Consider the following 19,800-nt stretch of genomic DNA (forward strand, 5'->3'; position numbering starts at 1 on the left):
TTCGTCCGCAAGATGAGTCTACCGCAATATACTGCTTACCGCCCGGCTAGCACCTCAGCAACATAGTCCACATCCTTATCACCGCGCCCGGAAAGGTTAGCGATCACGACCGCCTCTGGGCCGAGTTCGCGAGCCAGCTTAATTGCGTATGCGACCGCGTGCGAGGATTCTAGCGCCGGAATAATGCCCTCTGTGCGGCACAGCATCTGGAATGCCTCCAGTGTCTCATCGTCAGTGACGTAGGTGTAATTGACTCGTCCGGCGTCACGCAAGAATGCATGCTGGGGGCCAACGCCTGGGTAATCCAAGCCGGAAGCAATCGAATGTACGGGCGCAGGTTGCCCGTCGTCATCTTGGATGACGAGGGTCTGCATGCCGTGGAGCATACCGAGCGTGCCGGTTGTCATGGTGGCAGCGTGTTCGCCGAGCTGCTCAATATTGCGCCCGGCCGGTTCAACGCCGTAAATCGCCACCTCTGGATCGTCTAAGAATGCGGTGAATAGACCGAGGGCATTTGATCCGCCGCCCACGCAAGCAACGAGAGCGTCAGGCAAACGCCCTTCCTTTGTAAGGATCTGCTCGCGGGCTTCCTGGCCGACGATTGCCTGGAAATCGCGCACCATTGCCGGGTAGGGGTCGGGGCCAACGACGGAGCCGATTCCGAAAAATACGTCTTTGTAATCGCGGGCATAGGTGGAGAACGCCGAATCTACTGCTTCTTTCAGGGATCGACCGCCCTCTTCTACGGCCACTACTTTGGCGCCGAGCATCTGCATGCGAACTACGTTCGGATGTTGTTTGGCGACGTCGATTGCCCCCATGTGGATCTCACATTCGAGCCCCATGAATGCTGCGGCAGTTGCTAGGGCGACGCCGTGCTGGCCTGCGCCGGTTTCTGCGATGAGCTTCTTTTTGCCCATACGCTTGGCGAGCAGTGCTTCGCCGAGGCAGTGATTAATCTTGTGTGCTCCGGTGTGGTTCAGATCTTCACGTTTGAGGTAAATCTTTGCCCCGCCTACTTCGGTAGAAAGGTTGTCGGCGCTGAAGAGGAGTGAGGGGCGCCCGGCGTATTCGTGAAGGAGGCGACGGAATTCTGCTTGGAATTCGGGATCGTTTTTGGCTTGTGCGTAGGCGCGACGTACTTCGGCGATAGGTTCTTCCAGGTGTGGGGGAAGGAATTTTCCGCCGTAGACTCCGAAGAACCCTTCGGCGTTCGGCTCGTGGAGGTCTTGCGTGGTTGGATTGGTGTTTTCCATTTTTTTTCTTCCTTTTTGTAGCCCCTGAAAGCAAGAAACCGCCCTCGTATGGGGCGGTTGACAAGTAATTTTTGTACGCTCAAAAACCCGCCCTCAGGCGAGCCACCAAGCGTACAGAGTTGTGAACATGGCTTCATGGTAATGCTGTGAGGCGGAGAACACCAAATCTGAGTTGAGATTCCACAAAGATAGGAAAATTTGTGCCATGTTCACGCGCACATAGTTAAATATTCATGTTCGGTGGTGTGGGTGGATATGCTCCGTTAATATTTGCCGCTATGTTAGCCGTCTGTGTATTAGGGCGATGTGTTTTTATGGTGGTTCGCGCTGCTTGTGTTGCTGCTTGGTTATTGGGCTGGCAAAGGGTGTGGTTGTTTTGTATCTACTTTGGTATCTCGGGCGTTTCCTGGGTGTGATGCTATGTTTGCGTGCGAATATTTGGGTGTGTATCTGCATGGAGTGGCTGTGGAGGATGTGCGCTGTGAACAGAATTACTCCTGCGAGTCTCGCTATGTGTATATGCTGAAGACGTCCAGGGAAATGCCCTATTTATATTTTGGAGTAAATCCAGATAGGGTATGCTTCTCAGTAACAGGACGTGAGGGTGGATACGAAGCCTATCTGCGCGTAGCCACCACCTCGTCACTCCGCGGGCAATACGCGATTTGCTACGTCAGTAAGGAGCAAAGGCGTCACCCGCGTGCGTTCATACTTTCCCCTATGGGTCGCACAGAAAGGACCTGCAGTGACTATGGATATGGAAAATCGATGCCCAGTATTTCACGGTAGCGGCGAACAGACCCCACATGAGTCAGCAGCCGACGGTGCCGCACCTGCAAGCCGTGGCACTGGCAACCGCGACTGGTGGCCCGAGCGCCTTAACCTGAAAATCCTTGCGAAGAATCCCGACGTTGCCAACCCTTACGGTAAGGATTTTGACTATCGGCACGCCTTTAACAACCTCGATTTGGCGGCAGTGAAGCGGGATATTGCTGAACTGCTTACAACCTCGCAGGAGTGGTGGCCAGCCGATTTCGGCAACTATGGTCCGTTAATGATCCGCATGGCATGGCACTCCGCCGGAACCTACCGCGTCTTTGACGGGCGCGGTGGCGGCGGCACCGGCCAGCAGCGCTTTGCCCCGCTCAATTCCTGGCCAGATAACGTCATTTTGGATCGCGCTCGGCGTCTGTTATGGCCGATCAAAGCCAAGTACGGTCGGGCTATTAGCTGGGGCGATCTGATGATCCTGGCAGGTAACGTCGCACTTGAAACGATGGGCATGCCGACCTTCGGTTTCGGTGGCGGGCGCCCCGATGTGTGGGAGCCAGACGATGACGTCTACTGGGGATCAGAAAATACATGGCTGAGCAACGATGAGCGTTTCGCCGCTAAGGGCCAGCTAGAAAAACCGCTGGGCGCAACCATGATGGGATTGATCTACGTCAATCCAGAAGGCCCGAACGGCAACCCTGATCCGCTCATCTCCGCCAAAGAAATCCGCGAAACATTTGAGCGCATGGCGATGGATGACGAAGAAACTGTTGCTCTTATCGCCGGTGGGCACACTTTCGGTAAGACGCATGGCGCTGCACCTGAAGGCGATTACGTCGATGCTGAGCCGGAAGCTGCTCCGATTGAGCAAATGGGCATCGGTTGGAAGAATCGCTTCGGAACTGGCAACGGGAATGACACCATCGGCTCTGGCGTGGAAGTGACGTGGACGTACCACCCGACCCGCTGGGATAACGAGTTTTTCCATATTCTCTTTGCCTACGAGTGGGAGTGCGTCAAAGGTGAAGGTGGGCACTACCACTGGCGGCCCAAGGATGGCGGCGGTTCGGATATGGTGCCGATGGCGCAAGGCAGTGGGCGGCGTGAACCGCGCATGCTCACCTCGGATATTGCCCTGCGGGAAGATCCGATCTACCGTGAAATCTCGCTGCGGTTCCGCAATGACCAAGCAGCCCTGACAGAAGCATTCCGGCGCGCCTGGTTCAAGCTCACCCACCGCGATCTCGGTCCGAAGTCGCGCTATCTTGGGCCAGAAGTGCCACAGGAAGATCTGCTGTGGCAAGATCCGATTCCGGTCCGCGATTATGAACTGATCGACGCGGGAGATATTGCGCTGCTACAAGAACGCATCGAAGCCAGTGGGCTGACGGTTTCCGAGCTGGTTTCGGCTGGCTGGGCGGCATGTGCGAGCTTCCGTGGTTCGGATAAACGCGGCGGTGCCAACGGTGGGCGTATCCGGCTAGAACCGCAGCGCAGCTGGCAGGTTAATAACCCCTCACAGTTGGCGAAAGTGTTGGAGGTACTGGAGGGTATCCAGACCCAGTTCAACGCCGAGGCTGGTGAAAAGCAGGTATCCATTGCTGATCTGGTGGTTTTGGCTGGCAATACCGGCGTGAAGATGGCCGCTCGGGCTGCCGGCTATGAGGTCGATATTCCCTTTACCCCAGGGCGTACCGACGCTAGCGCAGAGCAAACGGATGTGAAGTCATTTAGCTACCTAGAGCCACTGGCTGACGGTTTCCGTAACTACCAGCACGAAAGCGTGGCAGGAAACCGCGCCGAGTACATGCTGATTGACCGCGCCAATTTGCTGACCCTCTCCGTCCCGCAAATGACGGTACTCTTGGGCGGTATGCGCGTGCTGGGCACCAACTGGGATGGCTCCCAAGATGGTGTACTGACGGATCGCCCCGGCGTGCTGACCAATGATTTCTTCGTAAATTTGCTGGATCTGCGTTACACCTGGCACGGTATCGACGGCAGCGAGCACCGCTTCCAAGCAGAAGACCGCGATGGGAACGTAGTATTCACCGGAACTCGCGCGGATTTGGTGTTCGGGTCAAATTCCGAACTGCGGGCAGTAGCTGAAGTCTATGCCAGCGCTGACGGTCAACAGCAATTCGTTGAGGACTTCGTCAAAGCCTGGGTGAAGGTCACGAACCTGGATCGCTTTGACGTGCGCTAAAAGCGATCCCCGTTACTATCCGCAACGCCTCAGACGGCGGGCGAACATACTCGCACTGCGCTGAAAGCGATCCTGCTGTATGTGCAAGGCCACGGATAGAAAGCAAATACGCACACCGCGGCGAATGTTAAGAGATTTAGCGGCGGTGCATAACTGATCCGTGAGCTGGTTTCTGCTCGGTTGGCTTAGGGCCGAGCAGAAACCAGCTTTACGGTACGGTCTGCTTGGCGGGCAACCTCTGGATCGTGCGTGACCAGCAGCAAGGCACAACCACGTTGGCGAACAACGTCGAAGATCAGCGCGATCACCTCGTCACGCATCTCAAAATCAAGTGCGCCGGTTGGCTCGTCGGCGAGTATCAGTTGTGGCTTGTTAATAAGCGCTCGCGCCAGTGCAGTGCGTTGGCGTTCTCCACCGGATAAGTGCTGAGCTAAAGTCTGCGGATTAACCCCAAGCTGGAGGAGCAGATCTCGCGCTTCACGTTCAACATTGCCATCGTGCTTATCCCAAAGCAGACGGGGAAGCATGACGTTATCTAGTGCAGTGTATTGGGAAAGTAGCGCCCCATTTTGAAAAACAGTTCCAATCGTTGTGGAACGTAGGCGGGCTAGTTCGGAGAAAGATTTGGAATGTATGTTTTCTCCGTTAACACTCGCTATACCTGAGATGGGGCGATGCATGCCGAGCAGCGTCAGGAGTAGGGTGGATTTTCCGATGCCGGATCGGCCGGTGATTGCTACGCTTTGACCGGCGTCAATCCGAAGATTTAATGGAGAAAACAGTGGTTCGCCGCCGTAGCCGCATACGAGATCGTCACATACAAGGATTGACATTAGCTTTCCTTTCCCGGATGCCATGATTTAGCAGCGACGGTAATCTGCCGATAACTTGCCCATGCGTGGGCGAAAAGTATCACGGTATAAATCGCGGTAATCACCGCGATGAATTCCCAAGGGATGATGCCATTGGCGGGGCGCAACATCTGATAGGAGAGATAGACGCCGGTAATTATTGCGGCAATCCCAGTCGTAATGCCAATGGTGATATTGCGCCGCAGGAGAACCCTCACGACTGGCTTTTGTTTACCTGTTAAGGAAATAATTGGAGCGAGTTCGCGGGCTTGCCGGCTGTTTTCCTTGGAAAATTGAATCCAGGTCACGCTAATGCCGATGATAAAAGCACATACTGCAAACATACTCAGCCAGGAGGCTTGTTGCTGGTAGATCGCGGCAGTAGATCGTGAATTTTCGCCGTCAAATTCTGTGATAGGCGGTAATACTGAATCGCTGAAATCAATATCTTCGATTTTGTCCAAGGGTGAAATAGAGGCAGATGTGAGCGTGTAGATATATGCGCGCTGTGTGTGGTGAAGGTCTGGTTTGCCGGTGCCGTGGCGAGGAGCTATATAGCTTTGTACGTAGAACCTGGCGAGGTCGAGGTTAAAATCCGGATCAGGCTTAGTGGCAGGATGAGAACCAAGGGTAGAGCTGAGGTTGTGTTGCGCTCCGTCAGGCGTAGTAAGAACCTGTATGCCACCTCCATCTGAGGTAAATACGATCATGGCCTGCGGTAGGGCTTCGTTGATTTTCTGTGCTACGTTCAGGGCGCAGTCGGTGTTCGTCTCGGGGCAAACAACTTTCGTCTTCGTGACCTGCAGTGAAGGTTCATGTGGCGCTGGCGATGATGTTGAATCGGCGAGGATGTTAAATATTCCGACGAGTAGCACGCCAATAATGATAAAGATTCCGGCAAGCCCTGCGGGGCGTGAAGCAGTGTCGGCATTGCGATAAGCCCAGCGAGCAAAGAGTGCTGTGAGGTGATCCTTGCTGTGTTTAGCGGCTCTGAGAGAGGTGAGCTGAACGAGAGCGCTGAGGGTGGCAGAAAGCCCTATAGAGACGCAGAAAATGGAAAGGACGAGGAGAATCAGAAGGAGTGAAGCGGGAAGTGTGAGAGCCGTGAGGCTGTATATTCCGGCAATGACGATACCGAGGGCGAAAACCGCGATGCCACGCCACGTCGGGGCTTTGCGATTATGCGAATGACTCTGCAGTGTTATAGATAATGCAGGTTTGGTGATGTAGAGGCACGCAAATGCCATTACCGCTAGTTCGATGAACACCAAAGTTGGCAGATGTGGCAAGAATGCTGCCGAGTGAAGATGCCGCTTAGAGATGGGTAGGAGAAGAAAACCGCTAGCGAAAAGGAGTTGCATAATGAGCGCGAGAAAACTCCCGATAGCGGTGGGAACAGCTAGTTTTGAGACGCAGTAACCATATAGTTTTCGGCGTGGAGCACCAATGCATTGCAAAATAACGAGATCGTGGTGTACATGATTCTGGAAATCGCGCCGAGTTGCTCTAATTAATACGATAAGCGGGCATACTAAGGTCACCAGAGCAATAGGGAATAAGTATTGTGCCCATCTTTCGTAGCTGGGGAATCCGAATGCTGCGCCCTGAACATTAGGGAATCTTCCGTCGTCGGTGCTGAAACCGGAAGCGAGAAAGACCTTATCTTGGGAAATGGCAAGATCAACGAACTCTTGATGATGAAGAGGTCTGACGTAAACAAGAAGCTCTTTATCGAGAGTGACGCTGTTGTTGATAGTGGCCTCAATCGGACCGAACTGTTTTTCAATATCGGAGCGTATATCGCTAGCTGATTGGGTGATCGCACTATGACCTGGTTCTAGCCAGGTGGCCAAACCTGGGGGAGGAGGTGTGTGATCGGAAAGGGGCTCGTAGTACAGGATCGTCAGTAGGTTTCCGTCGAGAAATGTATTGTCGATACGGTAAGCCAGCCCCGCATGCTCCAGGTTTTCTGTGTATTGCGGAGCACGCGAGCTGGCGATAGTAGCCCGATAGGAAAGCTCAAAAGAAATACTGGCAATAGCAAAAACGCACATCATTGTGAGAAATACAGTAGTTGCAATCGAGATTCCGATAGGGCGTAGGCAATTTTTCATGTGACCACCCTCCATCGGATAAGACGTCTATGTGATACTTAAGCATTTCTCGCTATATGTGCTTGTAGGTATTCTAAATACTCTGCGGAAAGCTACGGATAGCGTTTCTATCCGTCTATGGAACTATGAACTTATGCGGGGAAGCTGTGGAGGTTAGCTGCGAGGGATTGTTTATTAGAGATGCCAGAGAATGCCTCTGGCTGCCGCTATGAGCGGAAATTACCTCCCCCCCCGCGATAGAGGGTTTATACGGCTTGTGGACGGGTATTTTCATTATGAGCCGGATCGCTGTTTAGCGCAGTGCAGGAAATGAGGGTTACCACCTTGTTGCGTAGGGCGGAGTTATTCTGTGTAGGAGTTTTTTTGGGGGGGGGGGGGAGAGAGAAACTGTTTTGTTGTCACGACGCCCTTGCTGTAGAGATACCGCTTTGCTTCTAATGTGCGTGTTAATTAGCTTTTCTTTTCTAATAGCGAGGGCGTGACGGTTAACAGGCAACCGATTCCGATGAACCATAAAACGACGGCGATTCCAGCCGTCGTTGGCGTATGAGCAACAAGGATATGGTACGGGCGCGGGGAAGAATCGCGATTGTAGCCAAATCCCACACATATAAGCAGGGCAAGGATTGGAATAATCTCCACTTTAAGGGAGGAAAACAAGCAGGCAGAACACATACCGATAGCTTGGAAAGCGAGAGTTGATACTAGAAGAGTTCGCAAATCTTTTTCACTGATCGGCACCTGGAGGAGAAAAGCATTTGCTACAAAGCGCATAAGGATGATCCCGAGCCATTGGATAGCACACAGCGTCACCGTCAGTGCGGCTCGAAATAATCGAATAGGGGCTACCGCAAGAGTTTCCATGTGTGGAGCAACAGAATTGACAACTATCGCGCAGATACAACCAAGGAAAGGTCCGAGGAAATAGGAAAACGCGGTATCCCACGCATAATCAAAAGACGGAGTACCAAAAGACTCGGTATAGAAACTTTCAAAGGCAGCAATAAGTACGAGAGAAGCAAGCACTGCCGAGCCAAATCTCCGTGTTTTTACGAAAGCGAGCGGTGGAAAGTCCATAATCATCACGCGCGAAGTAGCTCAATGTAGCGCTGCTCTAAGCCTCGCACAGAACGATCTCCGTCTTGGACTAATACCTCAGATGAGCCGTTATGAACGACTCTGCCTTCAGAAAGAACAACGAGGTGCTGTGCGGCGGATTCGACGTCCTCTACCAAATGTGTTGATAGCAATATGGTCGAGTTGAGCTGTGATAGTAACTGACGGAAATGGGCGCGCTGTTCTGGATCAAGGCCTGCGGTTGGTTCATCAAGAATAATAAGCTGAGGCGTTCCTGCGATTGCCGCGGCAATACCAGTGCGTTGACGCATACCCCCTGATAGGGCGCGGATCTTTTTGTTTGCGTCTTTTGTTAAATCAACGCGCTCAATGGCGTGAGCTGCGGCGTCGGCAATCTGTTTCTTCGGGAAAGTCCTCATCCACAAGTTATATTCAACGAATTGACGCACGGTGAGAGCTGGATCAGCAGAAAAGTCTTGTGGAAGGAAACTGAGATCTTGCAAGGCGAGGCGGCGCTCATGAGCGTTGCTCATTGCTCTGCCCATGATAGTGACGGTTCCTGCTTTAGGCTTGAGAATTCCTGTTATGCTTTTTAAAAGAGTGGTTTTACCTGCGCCATTTGGGCCTAATAGTCCGATCACCCCTCCGCTGGGAATCTGTAGGGATAGCTCATTAAAGATCGTGTGTTTTCCGTAGCCTTGGGTGAAATTGCATAGATTAATAGCGGTGGTGCTCATGATAGATCCTTAACTTGACAGGTAGTGCGGTATTCATCGACCATGCGCATAAGTTCCTGGACTATTTGCTCGTTGGTATATCCTGCCCATTTTTGGCCAAGTCGGGCGACGGCATTATCGTTGGTTACATTTTCTGAGGAATAGCCAGAGAATGTAATGTCGCCATAAACATAGTTGGTAGTAATATCCATCAAAGCCCAGCGAGCATCATCCGTATCATTACAGGAGTGAACGTCGGCCAGTAATTTATCGAGATATGGTCCGGCAATCATTTGTGCAGATACCCAAGGGTTCTCATTCCCGCCTAGCGCACCGAGAGTGAAAGTGTCCTCAATTGTGCTCTTATTCTGCAGATTATCTTTAACGGGTTCTAATCCGGTTTCTAAAAATAGGGCGGGCTTAGGTGGATTGCCAGCTAGAGTTAATAGCAGATTTCCACGCTCTATTTGTTTAGTAAAAGCCGGTACTTTGTAGTCGCTTTCTTTCCAGACGCAGATCGTATCTTTGCCGTGAGTATTGCAGAAGAAATTTGATGCAGTGGGGTGGCGCATGGTCGATAGTGGCGTTCCGGAATGAAGAAAGAAAACAATGAATAATGCGGCGCTTAGCGCGAGTTGTAGAGAAAATGTCGTTTTGGGGTGTGAAGTGAAATGGTAAATGTAGCCGATCAGTAGCGTTAGTATGCCGATCGTTAAGCAAGGGATAATGAGGCGATAGATAGCAGGATTCCAGGTATCGCAATTATTTATAGTAGATACCGCGTTGGTTGCGTAAATGCCGAGGAACGTACCTAGGATTAGTGATGCGAGAACGGCGATAAGCTGGATAGAAATAATCGTTGCAATAATCTCGCCAACGATTACAGGTATAGCAGTAAATAACAGTGCAGATGGGATGTAGCCAAGATCTAAAAGACCGCGATGAGTAGTAATGCTAGAAGCGGCTAACGCGAGTAGGTACGCTAGGCAGAACGGCATTAAGGCAAGCGTTGTGTACCGAACCAATAAGTCGCAGAGTTTTAGCGCTATCCAAGAGCGCGGTGTGGTATTCGATATGGCATTCTCGTCAGCTCTGAGATGGGTTATTGTTAGTGCGGCGGATATGCCAGAAATCGGACCGCTAATAAAGGTAATAAAAATCCATAACAGTGGAGTCACCCCGTTATAGGAATCTAAGATACGGTCCTTTAAGGCGAACATGAAAACCAGGCACGCCACAATCATGGCGAGGGAAGCTAAAGCGTATGTACGGCGTGGATAGCGGTATGTGAACACAAGCGCTCCCTAAGTGTATTGCCCGTTGACAACTTCCTCGTTGAACCTGGTAATCGAACACTACCATTTTCGAGCGCTTCGTATAGGGAATTCTGGATAAGTCGGTATTGGTCGAGGGGTAGGGTGGGGCGGTGGAAATGCTGTTTAGCTTTGCGGATCTATGTATAGCCGAGGGTGGTAAACAGTTTCTCTAAGCTTTTTGCCGACGGATTAGCAATCTCATTAACAACGAGCATAGCAAAATGCGTTGCGCCCACATGAGACTCAATAACTTCTTGCAGTGTTGATACTTGCGCGCCGCGAACCTTAAACGTGTCGGTGAGCATAGCAAACAGTTGCTCATCACTGTGAGCGTTGAGCCACCGAGACAGCGCCGAGATAGTACGCGGGGTGGTGATCTGATTCATCTGCGTACCATCACCCAAAATCTCATCGAGAGAAATATTTTCATCAGGATCGGAGCTATCAATAACTTGCGGGGTATTTTTGGCAAAAATCATCTGCGGGTGCGCCTCTAAAATATGGCGGTTCAAATTCGGATCAAGATCGAGATAGGTCTGAGTATCAGGGGACACACGATACAAGACAAATCGAGAGATCGACGCCTCATCAAGTGCGGCGACGTATTCGCGAGCGAATTCAAAAGTATTCATAATGACCTCCAAATGTAATGGAGGGCGAGTCGGCAGCCCGTCTTATTTGGGTTGCTGAGAGCGATTCGCCTCCGCGGCATCGCTCGACCGCGATAGCGGTCTTTCGACGTGGTAATAGGGCAGTGGTAGGCCTCTGTAGCCCTGGGTTATAGGGCAAAATGTGTGGTTAATGTTTTAGCCTTAGGGTGTTTGGTGGGGTCTGGTGTGGCGTAGCTCGTGTTATTGGGTGGCCTTGCCCTATTGGAGCGCCCCTGGCGTAGCGAGACTGATATGCCAGGGGATGCAACGAATATTTATCACGTTGCGCAGTTTCTTCAGGTGTCAGTTTCTGAGTTATTTCCAAGCGAAAATGCCTATCGCCTAGATATAGAAACAGCCTCGGAATCACTAGATTCCAAGGCTGAATTTCGCTTAGTGGCGGGGGCAGGATTTGAACCTACGACCTCCGGATTAAGCAAACTCTTAATTAGTGTGTTAATTGTGTCACATCGCATACTTTTGTGGGAAATGTCTGTAATGAGGTGGCAGGTATGCGGGAAATAGTTTCTTCTTGGAAGTTATCTAGTTATGCCGATGTATTTCAATATGATGTATTTATTGTTTTTCGCCTTATATTTGGCGTGGCCTTTTATCAAACTAAATGCATGTTAAAACCGCAGTTAGCCCCTGAAGAATGGGAAAAAGAAATTGATGCATTTGCTCGACGCCTTGTAGCTTTTGGGCGGATGCGGCGGACTGTGACTACTCGCGTTGCAGTCTTACGGACTTTTGGTCGTGAGATCGGTTTATCGCCAGGTGAAGTTACTGAGGATGTAATTATTAATTGGGCTTCGCAAAAACAGTGGAAACCCGAAACGCGGCACTCGAAATACTGCACTTTCAGGCAATTCTTTCACTGGTATTCAGTAACTCACGGGATAGCTGATCCGGCGGCAGATTTGCCTAGCGTTCGCCGTCCGATACCGCCAGCACGACCAATTCCAGAAGAAGTTTTAGCTGAAGCAATCCAACGAGCTGATGACCGAATGAAATTAATCTTACGGCTAGCCGGCTCATGCGGATTAAGAGCTAGTGAGATTGCACAGGTGAATCGTAAAGATCTATGCAGTGACCTTTTCGGACCTGCCCTGGCAGTTAATGGCAAAGGGGGACGTATCCGGATAGTTCCCTTACCAGGAAATCTTGCTGAGGATATAGAGCAGCGTAGCGATCCTCTCACGGGATACTTGTTTCCAGGGCAGCATGATGGGCATCTATCTCCAGGATACATTTCTAAACTCGCTGCACAATTCTTGCCGAAAACATGGACGTTACACACGCTTCGGCATCGCTGCGCCACTCAAGCATATCGAGTCAATAACGATCTGCTCACTGTTCAAAACCTTCTTGGGCACGCCGATGTGTCCACTACCCAACGCTACGTGCGCACTGCCGAAAGCGGAATGCGCACAGCAGTAGAAGCAATAGCAATCTAAGGAGAATGACAATGGCTAAAGTTGAAAGAGAGTATTGGTCAGAGGGGCAGATATGGGAAGAAAAATGGCTTGATGATGATGGTCAACTCCATCGTGAGGATGGACCAGCATTCACTGAATACACCCCCGAAGGGCAAATAGTTAAGCAAGAATGGATACGTCATGGCAGTGCCTATCGCGAGGATGGGCCAGCTCTTATCTATTACCTCCCTGACGGAAAGATCATCGACGAATACTGGTATCCCGCTCACGATGGAAGACCAACAAGGATTGCGTATCACGATAACGGAAAGATCAAGAGCGAAGAATGGTCAATAGAAGGGTATTTATATCATCGTGAGGATGGCCCAGCCTGTATTCACTATGACTCTGAGGGGCGACTCTACTCTGAACTATGGGTCCAACTTGACAGAGAAAAACGAGACAATGATCTACCGGCTTACATCCAATACTTCCCAGACGGAAAAATAAGTAAAGAACAATGGTATGACGATGGGCAAGCCCACCGTGATAACGCCCCAGCAATTATCGAATACTACGACAATGGTGCGATCCGAAGAGAAACCTGGTGTAATCACGGGAACTATCACCGCGAGGATAGCCCAGCCTATATCTGCTATGACAAAAACGGAAATGTTGTCAAGGAAGAATGGTATCGCTATGGGGAATTGATAGAGCCATCTCAACTTTACGTCTCGCAGCCAGAAAATGATCTGGTTTGGAGTGATGTTGCTGGAGGCGGAAATGTTAGCGAAATCGAGGGTGATAGCGGTGAGGTGCGCCAAAACCTCGATCCGCTGGCTCCTAACGATCTGGATAACACGCTATGGGCAAGCGGTGTTGGCAATCTCGACCAGATTGAACGTGAAAAACTCGTCGAGCATCTTCACAATCAACTTGTCGAAAAGATAGAACAACTAGCTGCGTCAACCAATGCTGCCGATTGGAAAGCCGTTCTAGACTTCATTGCGAGAATGCCCTCCTATTCACTCAGTAACGCAATGCTTATCGCAATGCAACAATACAAACGAGGAATACCTGTTGGAGAACCCGTAGCCGGATACAACAAATGGCAGCAAGAAGGCCGCAAAGTTGTCAAAGGGCAAAAGGGAATCCGAATCTTCGCGCCAATAACACGAAAGCTGCCGTTCAATCGCGAAAGCGGAGATCATATCGCAGATATATCAACGATAGATGACGGACTTATTGAATGGCGGCGAACAGTTGTCGGATTCAAAGCCATTAGCGTCTTTTCTGCCTCGCAAACTTACGGAGCACCACTACCAGAAGCACCAAAAGCGTGGATAGCGCACGACCTAGAAGGTGAGGGCAACAGTGAAGTATGGAAACGCCTAACAGCATTCATTGAAAAACGTGGCTACACACTACGCGATAAACCTGGAACACAACTATCAGATGGAATCAAGGGCTACACTGATCCGATCAATAAAGAAATCGTGATACGAACAGAGATGTCACAACAACAGCGCTTCAAAACCCTCATCCATGAATGCGCTCACCTGGTTCTTCATGAAAATATTCATGACTATCAACGCCATCGCGGACAATACGAAATTGAAGCCGAATCAGTAGCCTATATCGTCGCTTCAGTATCGGGTATTGATACCTCACAATACTCCATCGGATATATCGCTCGATGGGCTGGCGGCGATCCGGAAAAAGTCAAAACAGCACTAACGAACGTCATGCAAGGATCGACCACACTTATCGAAGCCGTCTGGCCAGAAAGAATCCTCACACAAGAAAAAGAGCTAGCACGAGAACCAGAACGCGAACACCAAAAACACATTACCCATAAACAATCCAAAAACCGCTCACGCACACGACGCTAAGGAGAAAACCATGACCAGCAATGCATATCGGGCGAGACATAATGACCCGGATACTTCTCATAAAGCTGCGGCAAGACTGTCTGATATCGAAAGAGAATACCAACGTATACTGACTGCCTTCGATACTCACGGCGATATGACGGACTCAGAACTCGAAGAAATCGCCGTAGAAGAACAGTGGCCACACGCGGGGAATAATTACTACCGACGCCGTCGATCAGACCTGAAGAACGCAGGAAAAATCTTCATCACACCTTACCGACGGGAAAACAGAAACGGTAATAGTGAAGCAGTATGGACAATCGCCCCCGTAGACTTCACGGATAAACAGCCGGAATTAATGCTCGATTCAAGAATGGTCATATTCCGTTTCGATAACAACTATGGATGGATAATCGAGGGGCAAAACCTCACCCCAGGTAAAACAGTCACCGTAACCACGCGAAACAACTCAACCCACAAAGTGATAGTCCAAGACATTATCTCAGCCGACAACACAACCATGAGAGCCTACTATGCCTGGCCAGAATCCATAGGCGAAAACGAAACCCGCTTCACTTATACCCCAGACAACAGATGGGTAGTTATAGGCCCCAATCTTGCACAAGGGCAATACCTTAATGTCAAAACCCGATCAGGAAAAACTCGGCGAATAAAGATCACAGAAGTACTCAAAACTGATGAAAATACCAACAAAACAACAGCACGATTCAGCTTTGTCCGAGTAAACCGCAATACGCAAAACCGATTCGTTAAGGACCTGGATACTGGAAAATACTACGTGAAAGGCAGAAGATTCGCTGCAGGCGATGAAGTGAGCGTTCGCAAACGAGATAAAACGTTAGTCCAGGTTCGCATCGATAGCATCGTTGAGGAAAATGATGGCTTTCTTATTGGTACATTCACTTCTCTTGACGGCGAGAAACAGGAGCTAAACATCGGAGAATCCCAGGATATGAAATCAGACTAGAACAACCTGAAAACGTTGATTATCCCAGGATTTACTCTAGTAAACAGCCAATAAGACGAGTATAATTGAACCACTAGAAGGGAGAGAGAAACGATGAGCAGCACAGAGATCAACACTCGAAAAACTGATGAAGAAATCGTTGACGAAGCGATGGGATGCGTGCGCTTAGCAACCGGATATGTGCCTGAAGATCTGCGTCCTTTTCTTCTGAAGGTTGCCCGCCATGAGATGACGATGGAGGAATACCGCGCGATTGTATTAGATAAATATGTTGCTTAGTGAAGGGAACGAGTATCCCACATGGGAATCGTATTTCTACCCTGAAACCATAGATCCCATCACGGGGTGCGGCTGCCTCATTAACAAATTCGATATTCGCGATGGCGAAGTATTGCAAAATGTTGAGACGGCTTTTACGATGGTGCGCGCTATTGAATGGCTCGATAAACCGCTTGCTGAGGATTTCTCCTATGAGCATTTCAAAGCCATCCACCGCCATGTTTTCCAAGATGTCTATCCGTGGGCTGGTCAAGAACGTCACGTTGGCATGGTCAAGGGCGGGCACAGGTATTATCCGCCTGGTCCAGGATTAACCCGCGAAGCTGAGCGGTTATTCGATAGTCTTGGTGCAGATAATTGCTTGCGCGGGCTTGACCGGCAGGATTTCGTGAAAGCACTGGCTGAGTATTGGGGTGAAATAAACGTCGTTCACTCATTTAGAGAGGGTAACACTCGCACTCAGTCAGTGTTCTTTTCCCAACTAGCCGAACAAGCCGGACACCCTATTCCAGTCCACAAACTATCTCAAGAACCGCTGCGTGGAGAATTTGTTGCAGCACGCTTTTACTCTCAAGATACTGGCAGTAATGCGGCACTGGCCGAGGTGCTTAACAAGATTATCTACCCAGGCAATCCCAGGCTTGCAGACCATTACACCAAGAGCAATATCGGTGACTATGTGCAACGGCGCTTCCTGGAGAGACACATTAACATCACAGAAAGCAGTATAAAGCCCCAAAAGAAGCACCGACCCCGACGCTAACTACTCATCGGGCAGCCCTTACCCATCAAAATGGATGGTTGGTGGATATGCGCTATTTTACCGGCTGTGGCGCGGTGAATGTTTGGGAGATACCTGATGTTTACCCTCGTTTAGCTCATGCCAGAGCTGAATGTGTGCGGAAAGATTCTTTTCCTCATCACTAGTGGTAATACCGAGCTTCTCATGGGCGAGTAGGCATGACTCAATGAGCTTATCGCTATCAATGAGTTCATCGTCATTTGTCGCTAGCACAACATCGAACTGCTCAAGACCTTTGACAGCAAAAGCAGCACGAAGTTGCTGGCGCGGTATGAGAGATAAATCTTCGTAGTAGTGGTGAACTAAGAACGATACGTCATACAAATCGCGGATAGTGTCACGTGATAAAAATGCATTAGCCTTCAAAACTGCGAGCCAATCCAGAGTGTAGACCTGGATGTCATTAATGATTGTCACGAGATTGTTGTCTATCGGAATATCACGGCTAGACGTCTCGATCTTCAATGGATGGGATGGATTACCATAATGAACCATTACTCGTTGAACAAATGGCGAATCTTTACGTATTGAGATCTCATAGCCGTAGGTAGCGCAGAATTTCTGCACTCGACGGATGGTTGAAACGCCCGTCCACATTGCATCGAAATCAAGATCCTCACTAAAACGATCTAAGCCATAACACTTCATAAGAGCAGTGCCGCCTTTGAGAACTAGCCCGCTATCGCCGCCAATAAAGCGTAGGAACTGATCCTGAATCGTTCTGTGCTGCTCATGCCATGTCATTGTGTGCCTGCTTGAGATATATCATCCATGATAGACCGTATTCTTTGCGCATGAAGGCGTCTATATCTGGCCAGTTGTCTTGATGGCGCAGTAGAAGTACCTTACTGAAGATGGTGTCGTTGTAGGCATCATTTCCGATGTAATCTTTACGCATTCCGTGCGCGATAGGAAAGCGCCCAGCGGCGATGATATCGAGTAGTGCGCGTAGATGGTTCGCAATGTTAAATCGCTGACCTTCATGTTCGCGGATAGGTAGGGGAGAGTTGAGTTCGATACCCCATAGACCGAATAGCGAGTTGTCACTTTCCGCGATATAAAGTTTGCGCCATTGAATCGCGCTAGCGTGCCAATCTCCGGTTGTTTCAGTGTTAGAGGCAAGGTTCAGCGCATGAATATCGGTTACGTACTGCACCATAGCCCCTCCTTCTGTTCTTACTAGCTTACTGGACCCATCCTTGTTATGGAATCCTATAGATAAGCAAAACAGAATATAGAAAAATATAAAAGAATAATATATTGACATGAAAAGATACATGTGTATAAGATGAGTATGCCCATGCTGGACAGAAGCGGATTTCAAACGCTGGTCGCAATTCTGAATAGGATTGTATGAAGCAAGGCAAATCATTTTTGTGGCCCCGCCTTTTTGCAGGCGGGGCCACTTTTTATATGAAAGGTCTTGTCGTGATTACTCTCTATTCATTGCCTGGCTGCGTTCAATGCTCAGCAACACTCAGAGCTTTTGAACGGCATGGGGTACATGTGAATCAGGTCGATCTCAGCATCGAACATGCCAAACGGGACGAGCTTAAATCCTGGGGATTTCTGACAGCGCCCGTAGTTGAAGCTGAGATTAATGGGGAAGTCCGACGCTGGTCAGGTTATAAGCCAGATCTGATCCGTAAAGCTGCAGCGGCGACACAGCACATGTCGAATCCCGATAGAACACATCCGAAAAAACTGATTCACAGGTAGTCCCATTGCTGAGCAAAGACAACGGTACCGCTCCAACACACACATCCTCAGGCGGTACCGTTGTTTTATGCTATTAGCCTATTGAGGCTTTACCGGCGCGGATACTTCCGTGGCTTATGTGCGTGCATGATAGATCGGGAATGATTCTCTTCGTTATGGTCGATTACTTCTGTTCTCGATGGTGCTTGTCGGATGTATTTAGATATGTCAAAGACTTCGGCACAGATATATTGATGCTTAGGCAGTAATAGTCGTTGAGGATAGTATTCTTGGAGAATTTGTTCGCATTGTTCAACCGAGGATAGGTCAAGCTGGTTTACCAATAGTGCTGCATCTTGATAGTCACGTCCAGGGCGTCCTGAAAACAGTTTCATGGCAAGCATGTAGCGTGGTGATGCTACTGAAACGGTGAGGTTAGCGGTATGGAAAATGACCTTGGCTTCTTTATCGTTCCCGGGCATAAATCCCTTGGCTGCGTCGTTGAGCCAGTTTTTGGGAAGATGGTAAGTTTCGCGTAGCTGATTAGCGAGCTGATGAACTATCTGTCCTTGAGAAAACACCGCATCGATATCTCTTGTTGTGCGAGTGTGGTCGTAGGCTAAAGCCATTGCCGCGCCGCCGACAATGAATGCTTCTGCGCTAATATTCTTTTCTTCGAGTGCTAGGGAAAGATCATTGAAGATCTTCCTCATGGTATCTGCGGATAGGTCAGTCATACTCGTATCAGGTCGTCAAGAGTGATAAAGATGTTGCGTTGACGGAATTCATCAGGTGTTTCCTCAATCGAAAGTTTTATCACTCGCTGGGGTAAGGGGTATTCGGGGCGTTGGGCGGGAAACCACGGGGCAGTACAGCGGCAGGGGCGGTTGGCCCATTCGGGGGCGTTCCAACCGTCGCGGTTAGCGAAGTAGTTCGCTAACGCTGCATAGCCGCAGTTGATTTCAGAAACCGAGGTAATAGGCTCACGGGCGAACACTTTTATCCCGCCCTCGATCCCGTCATCGTTGATAGCGGTTTGATACAGGTCGATCGTTTGCAGGATACCGAATCGCCATAAATCATTGAGGCAGCCACCTTCAGTAGCGATTGTCTCGACGTCTATCGCAGTATCGCATACATCGTCGAAGGTATATGTCACGCTCATCTATCTCACCTCGTTTCTATGCTCATCTTATGTCACTGCACGTTCATAGACGAGTGCGAGTATCAATCGTTTTCTCGGTTGTGTGCCGATTCAGTAGTGTCACTAAATTGGGTATCGTCTAACGGTTGCAGGGGATCGTTGTTTGGATGTGAAGTGTTGTGATCTTCGGCGGGCTCATCAATAGATTTGGGGTAGCCATAGAGAGTGAAGGTTCCTAGTGAGGTCAGTTTGCTTTGGCTATGTTCGAGATTGAGAATCTGGTTGATCTCTGAGCGGTTGATTCCGAGTCGTGCAAGTTCTTCGCAGACGTGCGTTAGAGTGTTGAGCGGATCAACGAGTTCATCATAAGTTCGGATTAATTCGGTTACGAGAAATTGTTTGACCTCGATAGCCTCAAAATCGGCAGCAAGAACTTCACGGGCAATCGCGCCGAGTTCACTTTTATTTTTCATTGTTTTACGTGCCACGGTCCAACTCCATAGTTATCTCATGACAACCACACCACCGCAACACTACCACAGCATGAATCTTCTTCCATCCATCCAATCACTGTTAGCAATAACCACTAGACAGCGAACAGCAACCGGAGCACAATCTCGCCGTCCCTGTTGTAGCG

19 protein-coding genes are annotated in these 19,800 nt (G+C 49.8%); 7 read left to right on the forward strand and 12 right to left on the reverse strand.

Going from position 1 to position 19,800, the window contains the following annotated elements; translation table 11 throughout:
• Positions 1-35 precede the first annotated feature (35 nt).
• Positions 36-1,256 carry a tryptophan synthase subunit beta gene (gene trpB, locus ACLHIL_RS06485; RefSeq protein WP_411297145.1) on the reverse strand — a complete coding sequence of 407 codons (1,221 nt, stop codon included), beginning with the start codon at positions 1,254-1,256 and terminating at the stop codon, positions 36-38.
• A gap of 757 nt (positions 1,257-2,013) precedes the next feature.
• On the opposite strand from trpB, the gene katG reads away from it, so the two are divergent.
• The gene (gene katG, locus ACLHIL_RS06490; RefSeq protein ID WP_411297146.1) at positions 2,014-4,236 is read left to right on the forward strand and encodes a catalase/peroxidase HPI; all 2,223 of its coding nucleotides are present in this window, start codon (positions 2,014-2,016) and stop codon (positions 4,234-4,236) included.
• Between the two features lie 185 nt (positions 4,237-4,421).
• Here katG and ACLHIL_RS06495 read toward each other — a convergent pair whose 3' ends face one another.
• The 6 genes from ACLHIL_RS06495 to ACLHIL_RS06520 all read right to left on the reverse strand — a co-directional run bounded on the left by ACLHIL_RS06495 (position 4,422) and on the right by ACLHIL_RS06520 (position 10,942).
• Positions 4,422-5,069, reverse strand: coding sequence for an ABC transporter ATP-binding protein (locus ACLHIL_RS06495; RefSeq protein ID WP_411297147.1), 648 nt, complete (start codon positions 5,067-5,069; stop codon positions 4,422-4,424).
• Positions 5,069-7,201, reverse strand: a complete 2,133-nt coding sequence (locus ACLHIL_RS06500) for a hypothetical protein (protein WP_411297148.1) — start codon at positions 7,199-7,201, stop codon at positions 5,069-5,071. Before ACLHIL_RS06500 ends, ACLHIL_RS06495 begins: the two co-directional genes overlap by 1 nt.
• A gap of 450 nt (positions 7,202-7,651) precedes the next feature.
• Positions 7,652-8,287, reverse strand: coding sequence for a hypothetical protein (locus ACLHIL_RS06505; RefSeq protein ID WP_411297149.1), 636 nt, complete (start codon positions 8,285-8,287; stop codon positions 7,652-7,654).
• Positions 8,284-9,015 carry an ABC transporter ATP-binding protein gene (locus tag ACLHIL_RS06510; RefSeq protein WP_411297150.1) on the reverse strand — a complete coding sequence of 244 codons (732 nt, stop codon included), beginning with the start codon at positions 9,013-9,015 and terminating at the stop codon, positions 8,284-8,286. The genes ACLHIL_RS06505 and ACLHIL_RS06510 overlap by 4 nt, the downstream gene beginning before the upstream one ends.
• A complete protein-coding gene (locus tag ACLHIL_RS06515; protein WP_411297151.1) occupies positions 9,012-10,289 on the reverse strand; it encodes a hypothetical protein in 1,278 nt (425 codons plus the stop codon). Before ACLHIL_RS06515 ends, ACLHIL_RS06510 begins: the two co-directional genes overlap by 4 nt.
• 158 nt (positions 10,290-10,447) lie before the next feature.
• Positions 10,448-10,942 (reverse strand): hypothetical protein, encoded by a 495-nt coding sequence (locus ACLHIL_RS06520; protein WP_411297152.1) that lies wholly within the window; start codon positions 10,940-10,942, stop codon positions 10,448-10,450.
• Between the two features lie 644 nt (positions 10,943-11,586).
• Between ACLHIL_RS06520 and ACLHIL_RS06525 the strand changes: the two genes are divergently transcribed.
• The 5 genes from ACLHIL_RS06525 to ACLHIL_RS06545 all read left to right on the forward strand — a co-directional run bounded on the left by ACLHIL_RS06525 (position 11,587) and on the right by ACLHIL_RS06545 (position 16,282).
• On the forward strand, positions 11,587-12,417 hold the full coding sequence (locus tag ACLHIL_RS06525; protein WP_411297153.1) for a tyrosine-type recombinase/integrase: 831 nt from the start codon (positions 11,587-11,589) through the stop codon (positions 12,415-12,417).
• 11 nt (positions 12,418-12,428) lie between these two features.
• Positions 12,429-14,270: an ArdC-like ssDNA-binding domain-containing protein gene (locus ACLHIL_RS06530; RefSeq protein WP_411297154.1), complete on the forward strand. Its 1,842-nt coding sequence runs from the start codon at positions 12,429-12,431 to the stop codon at positions 14,268-14,270.
• A gap of 10 nt (positions 14,271-14,280) precedes the next feature.
• On the forward strand, positions 14,281-15,240 hold the full coding sequence (locus ACLHIL_RS06535) for a hypothetical protein (protein WP_411297155.1): 960 nt from the start codon (positions 14,281-14,283) through the stop codon (positions 15,238-15,240).
• Between the two features lie 93 nt (positions 15,241-15,333).
• Complete coding sequence (locus tag ACLHIL_RS06540) at positions 15,334-15,519, forward strand: hypothetical protein (protein WP_411297156.1); 186 nt, start codon at positions 15,334-15,336, stop codon at positions 15,517-15,519.
• A complete protein-coding gene (locus ACLHIL_RS06545; RefSeq protein ID WP_411297157.1) occupies positions 15,509-16,282 on the forward strand; it encodes a Fic/DOC family protein in 774 nt (257 codons plus the stop codon). Before ACLHIL_RS06540 ends, ACLHIL_RS06545 begins: the two co-directional genes overlap by 11 nt.
• A gap of 57 nt (positions 16,283-16,339) precedes the next feature.
• Here the strand turns inward: ACLHIL_RS06545 and ACLHIL_RS06550 are convergent, their stop codons facing one another.
• Positions 16,340-17,065, reverse strand: coding sequence for a nucleotidyl transferase AbiEii/AbiGii toxin family protein (locus ACLHIL_RS06550; protein ID WP_411297158.1), 726 nt, complete (start codon positions 17,063-17,065; stop codon positions 16,340-16,342).
• On the reverse strand, positions 17,052-17,480 hold the full coding sequence (locus ACLHIL_RS06555; protein WP_411297159.1) for a hypothetical protein: 429 nt from the start codon (positions 17,478-17,480) through the stop codon (positions 17,052-17,054). The genes ACLHIL_RS06550 and ACLHIL_RS06555 overlap by 14 nt, the downstream gene beginning before the upstream one ends.
• 194 nt (positions 17,481-17,674) lie before the next feature.
• Between ACLHIL_RS06555 and ACLHIL_RS06560 the strand changes: the two genes are divergently transcribed.
• A complete protein-coding gene (locus tag ACLHIL_RS06560; protein ID WP_411297160.1) occupies positions 17,675-18,040 on the forward strand; it encodes a glutaredoxin family protein in 366 nt (121 codons plus the stop codon).
• Between the two features lie 89 nt (positions 18,041-18,129).
• Here ACLHIL_RS06560 and ACLHIL_RS06565 read toward each other — a convergent pair whose 3' ends face one another.
• The 3 genes from ACLHIL_RS06565 to ACLHIL_RS06575 all read right to left on the reverse strand — a co-directional run bounded on the left by ACLHIL_RS06565 (position 18,130) and on the right by ACLHIL_RS06575 (position 19,651).
• Positions 18,130-18,756 (reverse strand): DUF6036 family nucleotidyltransferase, encoded by a 627-nt coding sequence (locus ACLHIL_RS06565; protein WP_411297161.1) that lies wholly within the window; start codon positions 18,754-18,756, stop codon positions 18,130-18,132.
• Entirely contained in the window at positions 18,753-19,184 is a 432-nt protein-coding gene (locus ACLHIL_RS06570; RefSeq protein ID WP_411297162.1) for a hypothetical protein, read from the reverse strand. The genes ACLHIL_RS06565 and ACLHIL_RS06570 overlap by 4 nt, the downstream gene beginning before the upstream one ends.
• A gap of 62 nt (positions 19,185-19,246) precedes the next feature.
• A complete protein-coding gene (locus ACLHIL_RS06575; RefSeq protein ID WP_411297163.1) occupies positions 19,247-19,651 on the reverse strand; it encodes a hypothetical protein in 405 nt (134 codons plus the stop codon).
• Positions 19,652-19,800 lie beyond the last annotated feature (149 nt).

Origin of the sequence: Trueperella sp. LYQ143 (genome assembly GCF_046599595.1) — a bacterium.
GTDB lineage: Bacteria > Actinomycetota > Actinomycetes > Actinomycetales > Actinomycetaceae > Trueperella.

Bases quoted from the DNA above. Each gene is read 5' to 3' on its own strand.
- trpB (WP_411297145.1), bottom strand. From the start codon at position 1,256: ATGGAAAACACCAATCCAACCACGCAAGACCTCCACGAGCCGAACGCC.
- katG (WP_411297146.1), top strand. From the start codon at position 2,014: ATGGAAAATCGATGCCCAGTATTTCACGGTAGCGGCGAACAGACCCCA.
- ACLHIL_RS06495 (WP_411297147.1), bottom strand. From the start codon at position 5,069: ATGTCAATCCTTGTATGTGACGATCTCGTATGCGGCTACGGCGGCGAA.
- ACLHIL_RS06500 (WP_411297148.1), bottom strand. From the start codon at position 7,201: ATGAAAAATTGCCTACGCCCTATCGGAATCTCGATTGCAACTACTGTA.
- ACLHIL_RS06510 (WP_411297150.1), bottom strand. From the start codon at position 9,015: ATGAGCACCACCGCTATTAATCTATGCAATTTCACCCAAGGCTACGGA.
- ACLHIL_RS06520 (WP_411297152.1), bottom strand. From the start codon at position 10,942: ATGAATACTTTTGAATTCGCTCGCGAATACGTCGCCGCACTTGATGAG.
- ACLHIL_RS06525 (WP_411297153.1), top strand. From the start codon at position 11,587: ATGTTAAAACCGCAGTTAGCCCCTGAAGAATGGGAAAAAGAAATTGAT.
- ACLHIL_RS06530 (WP_411297154.1), top strand. From the start codon at position 12,429: ATGGCTAAAGTTGAAAGAGAGTATTGGTCAGAGGGGCAGATATGGGAA.
- ACLHIL_RS06535 (WP_411297155.1), top strand. From the start codon at position 14,281: ATGACCAGCAATGCATATCGGGCGAGACATAATGACCCGGATACTTCT.
- ACLHIL_RS06540 (WP_411297156.1), top strand. From the start codon at position 15,334: ATGAGCAGCACAGAGATCAACACTCGAAAAACTGATGAAGAAATCGTT.
- ACLHIL_RS06545 (WP_411297157.1), top strand. From the start codon at position 15,509: ATGTTGCTTAGTGAAGGGAACGAGTATCCCACATGGGAATCGTATTTC.
- ACLHIL_RS06550 (WP_411297158.1), bottom strand. From the start codon at position 17,065: ATGACATGGCATGAGCAGCACAGAACGATTCAGGATCAGTTCCTACGC.
- ACLHIL_RS06555 (WP_411297159.1), bottom strand. From the start codon at position 17,480: ATGGTGCAGTACGTAACCGATATTCATGCGCTGAACCTTGCCTCTAAC.
- ACLHIL_RS06560 (WP_411297160.1), top strand. From the start codon at position 17,675: ATGAAGCAAGGCAAATCATTTTTGTGGCCCCGCCTTTTTGCAGGCGGG.
- ACLHIL_RS06565 (WP_411297161.1), bottom strand. From the start codon at position 18,756: ATGACTGACCTATCCGCAGATACCATGAGGAAGATCTTCAATGATCTT.
- ACLHIL_RS06570 (WP_411297162.1), bottom strand. From the start codon at position 19,184: ATGAGCGTGACATATACCTTCGACGATGTATGCGATACTGCGATAGAC.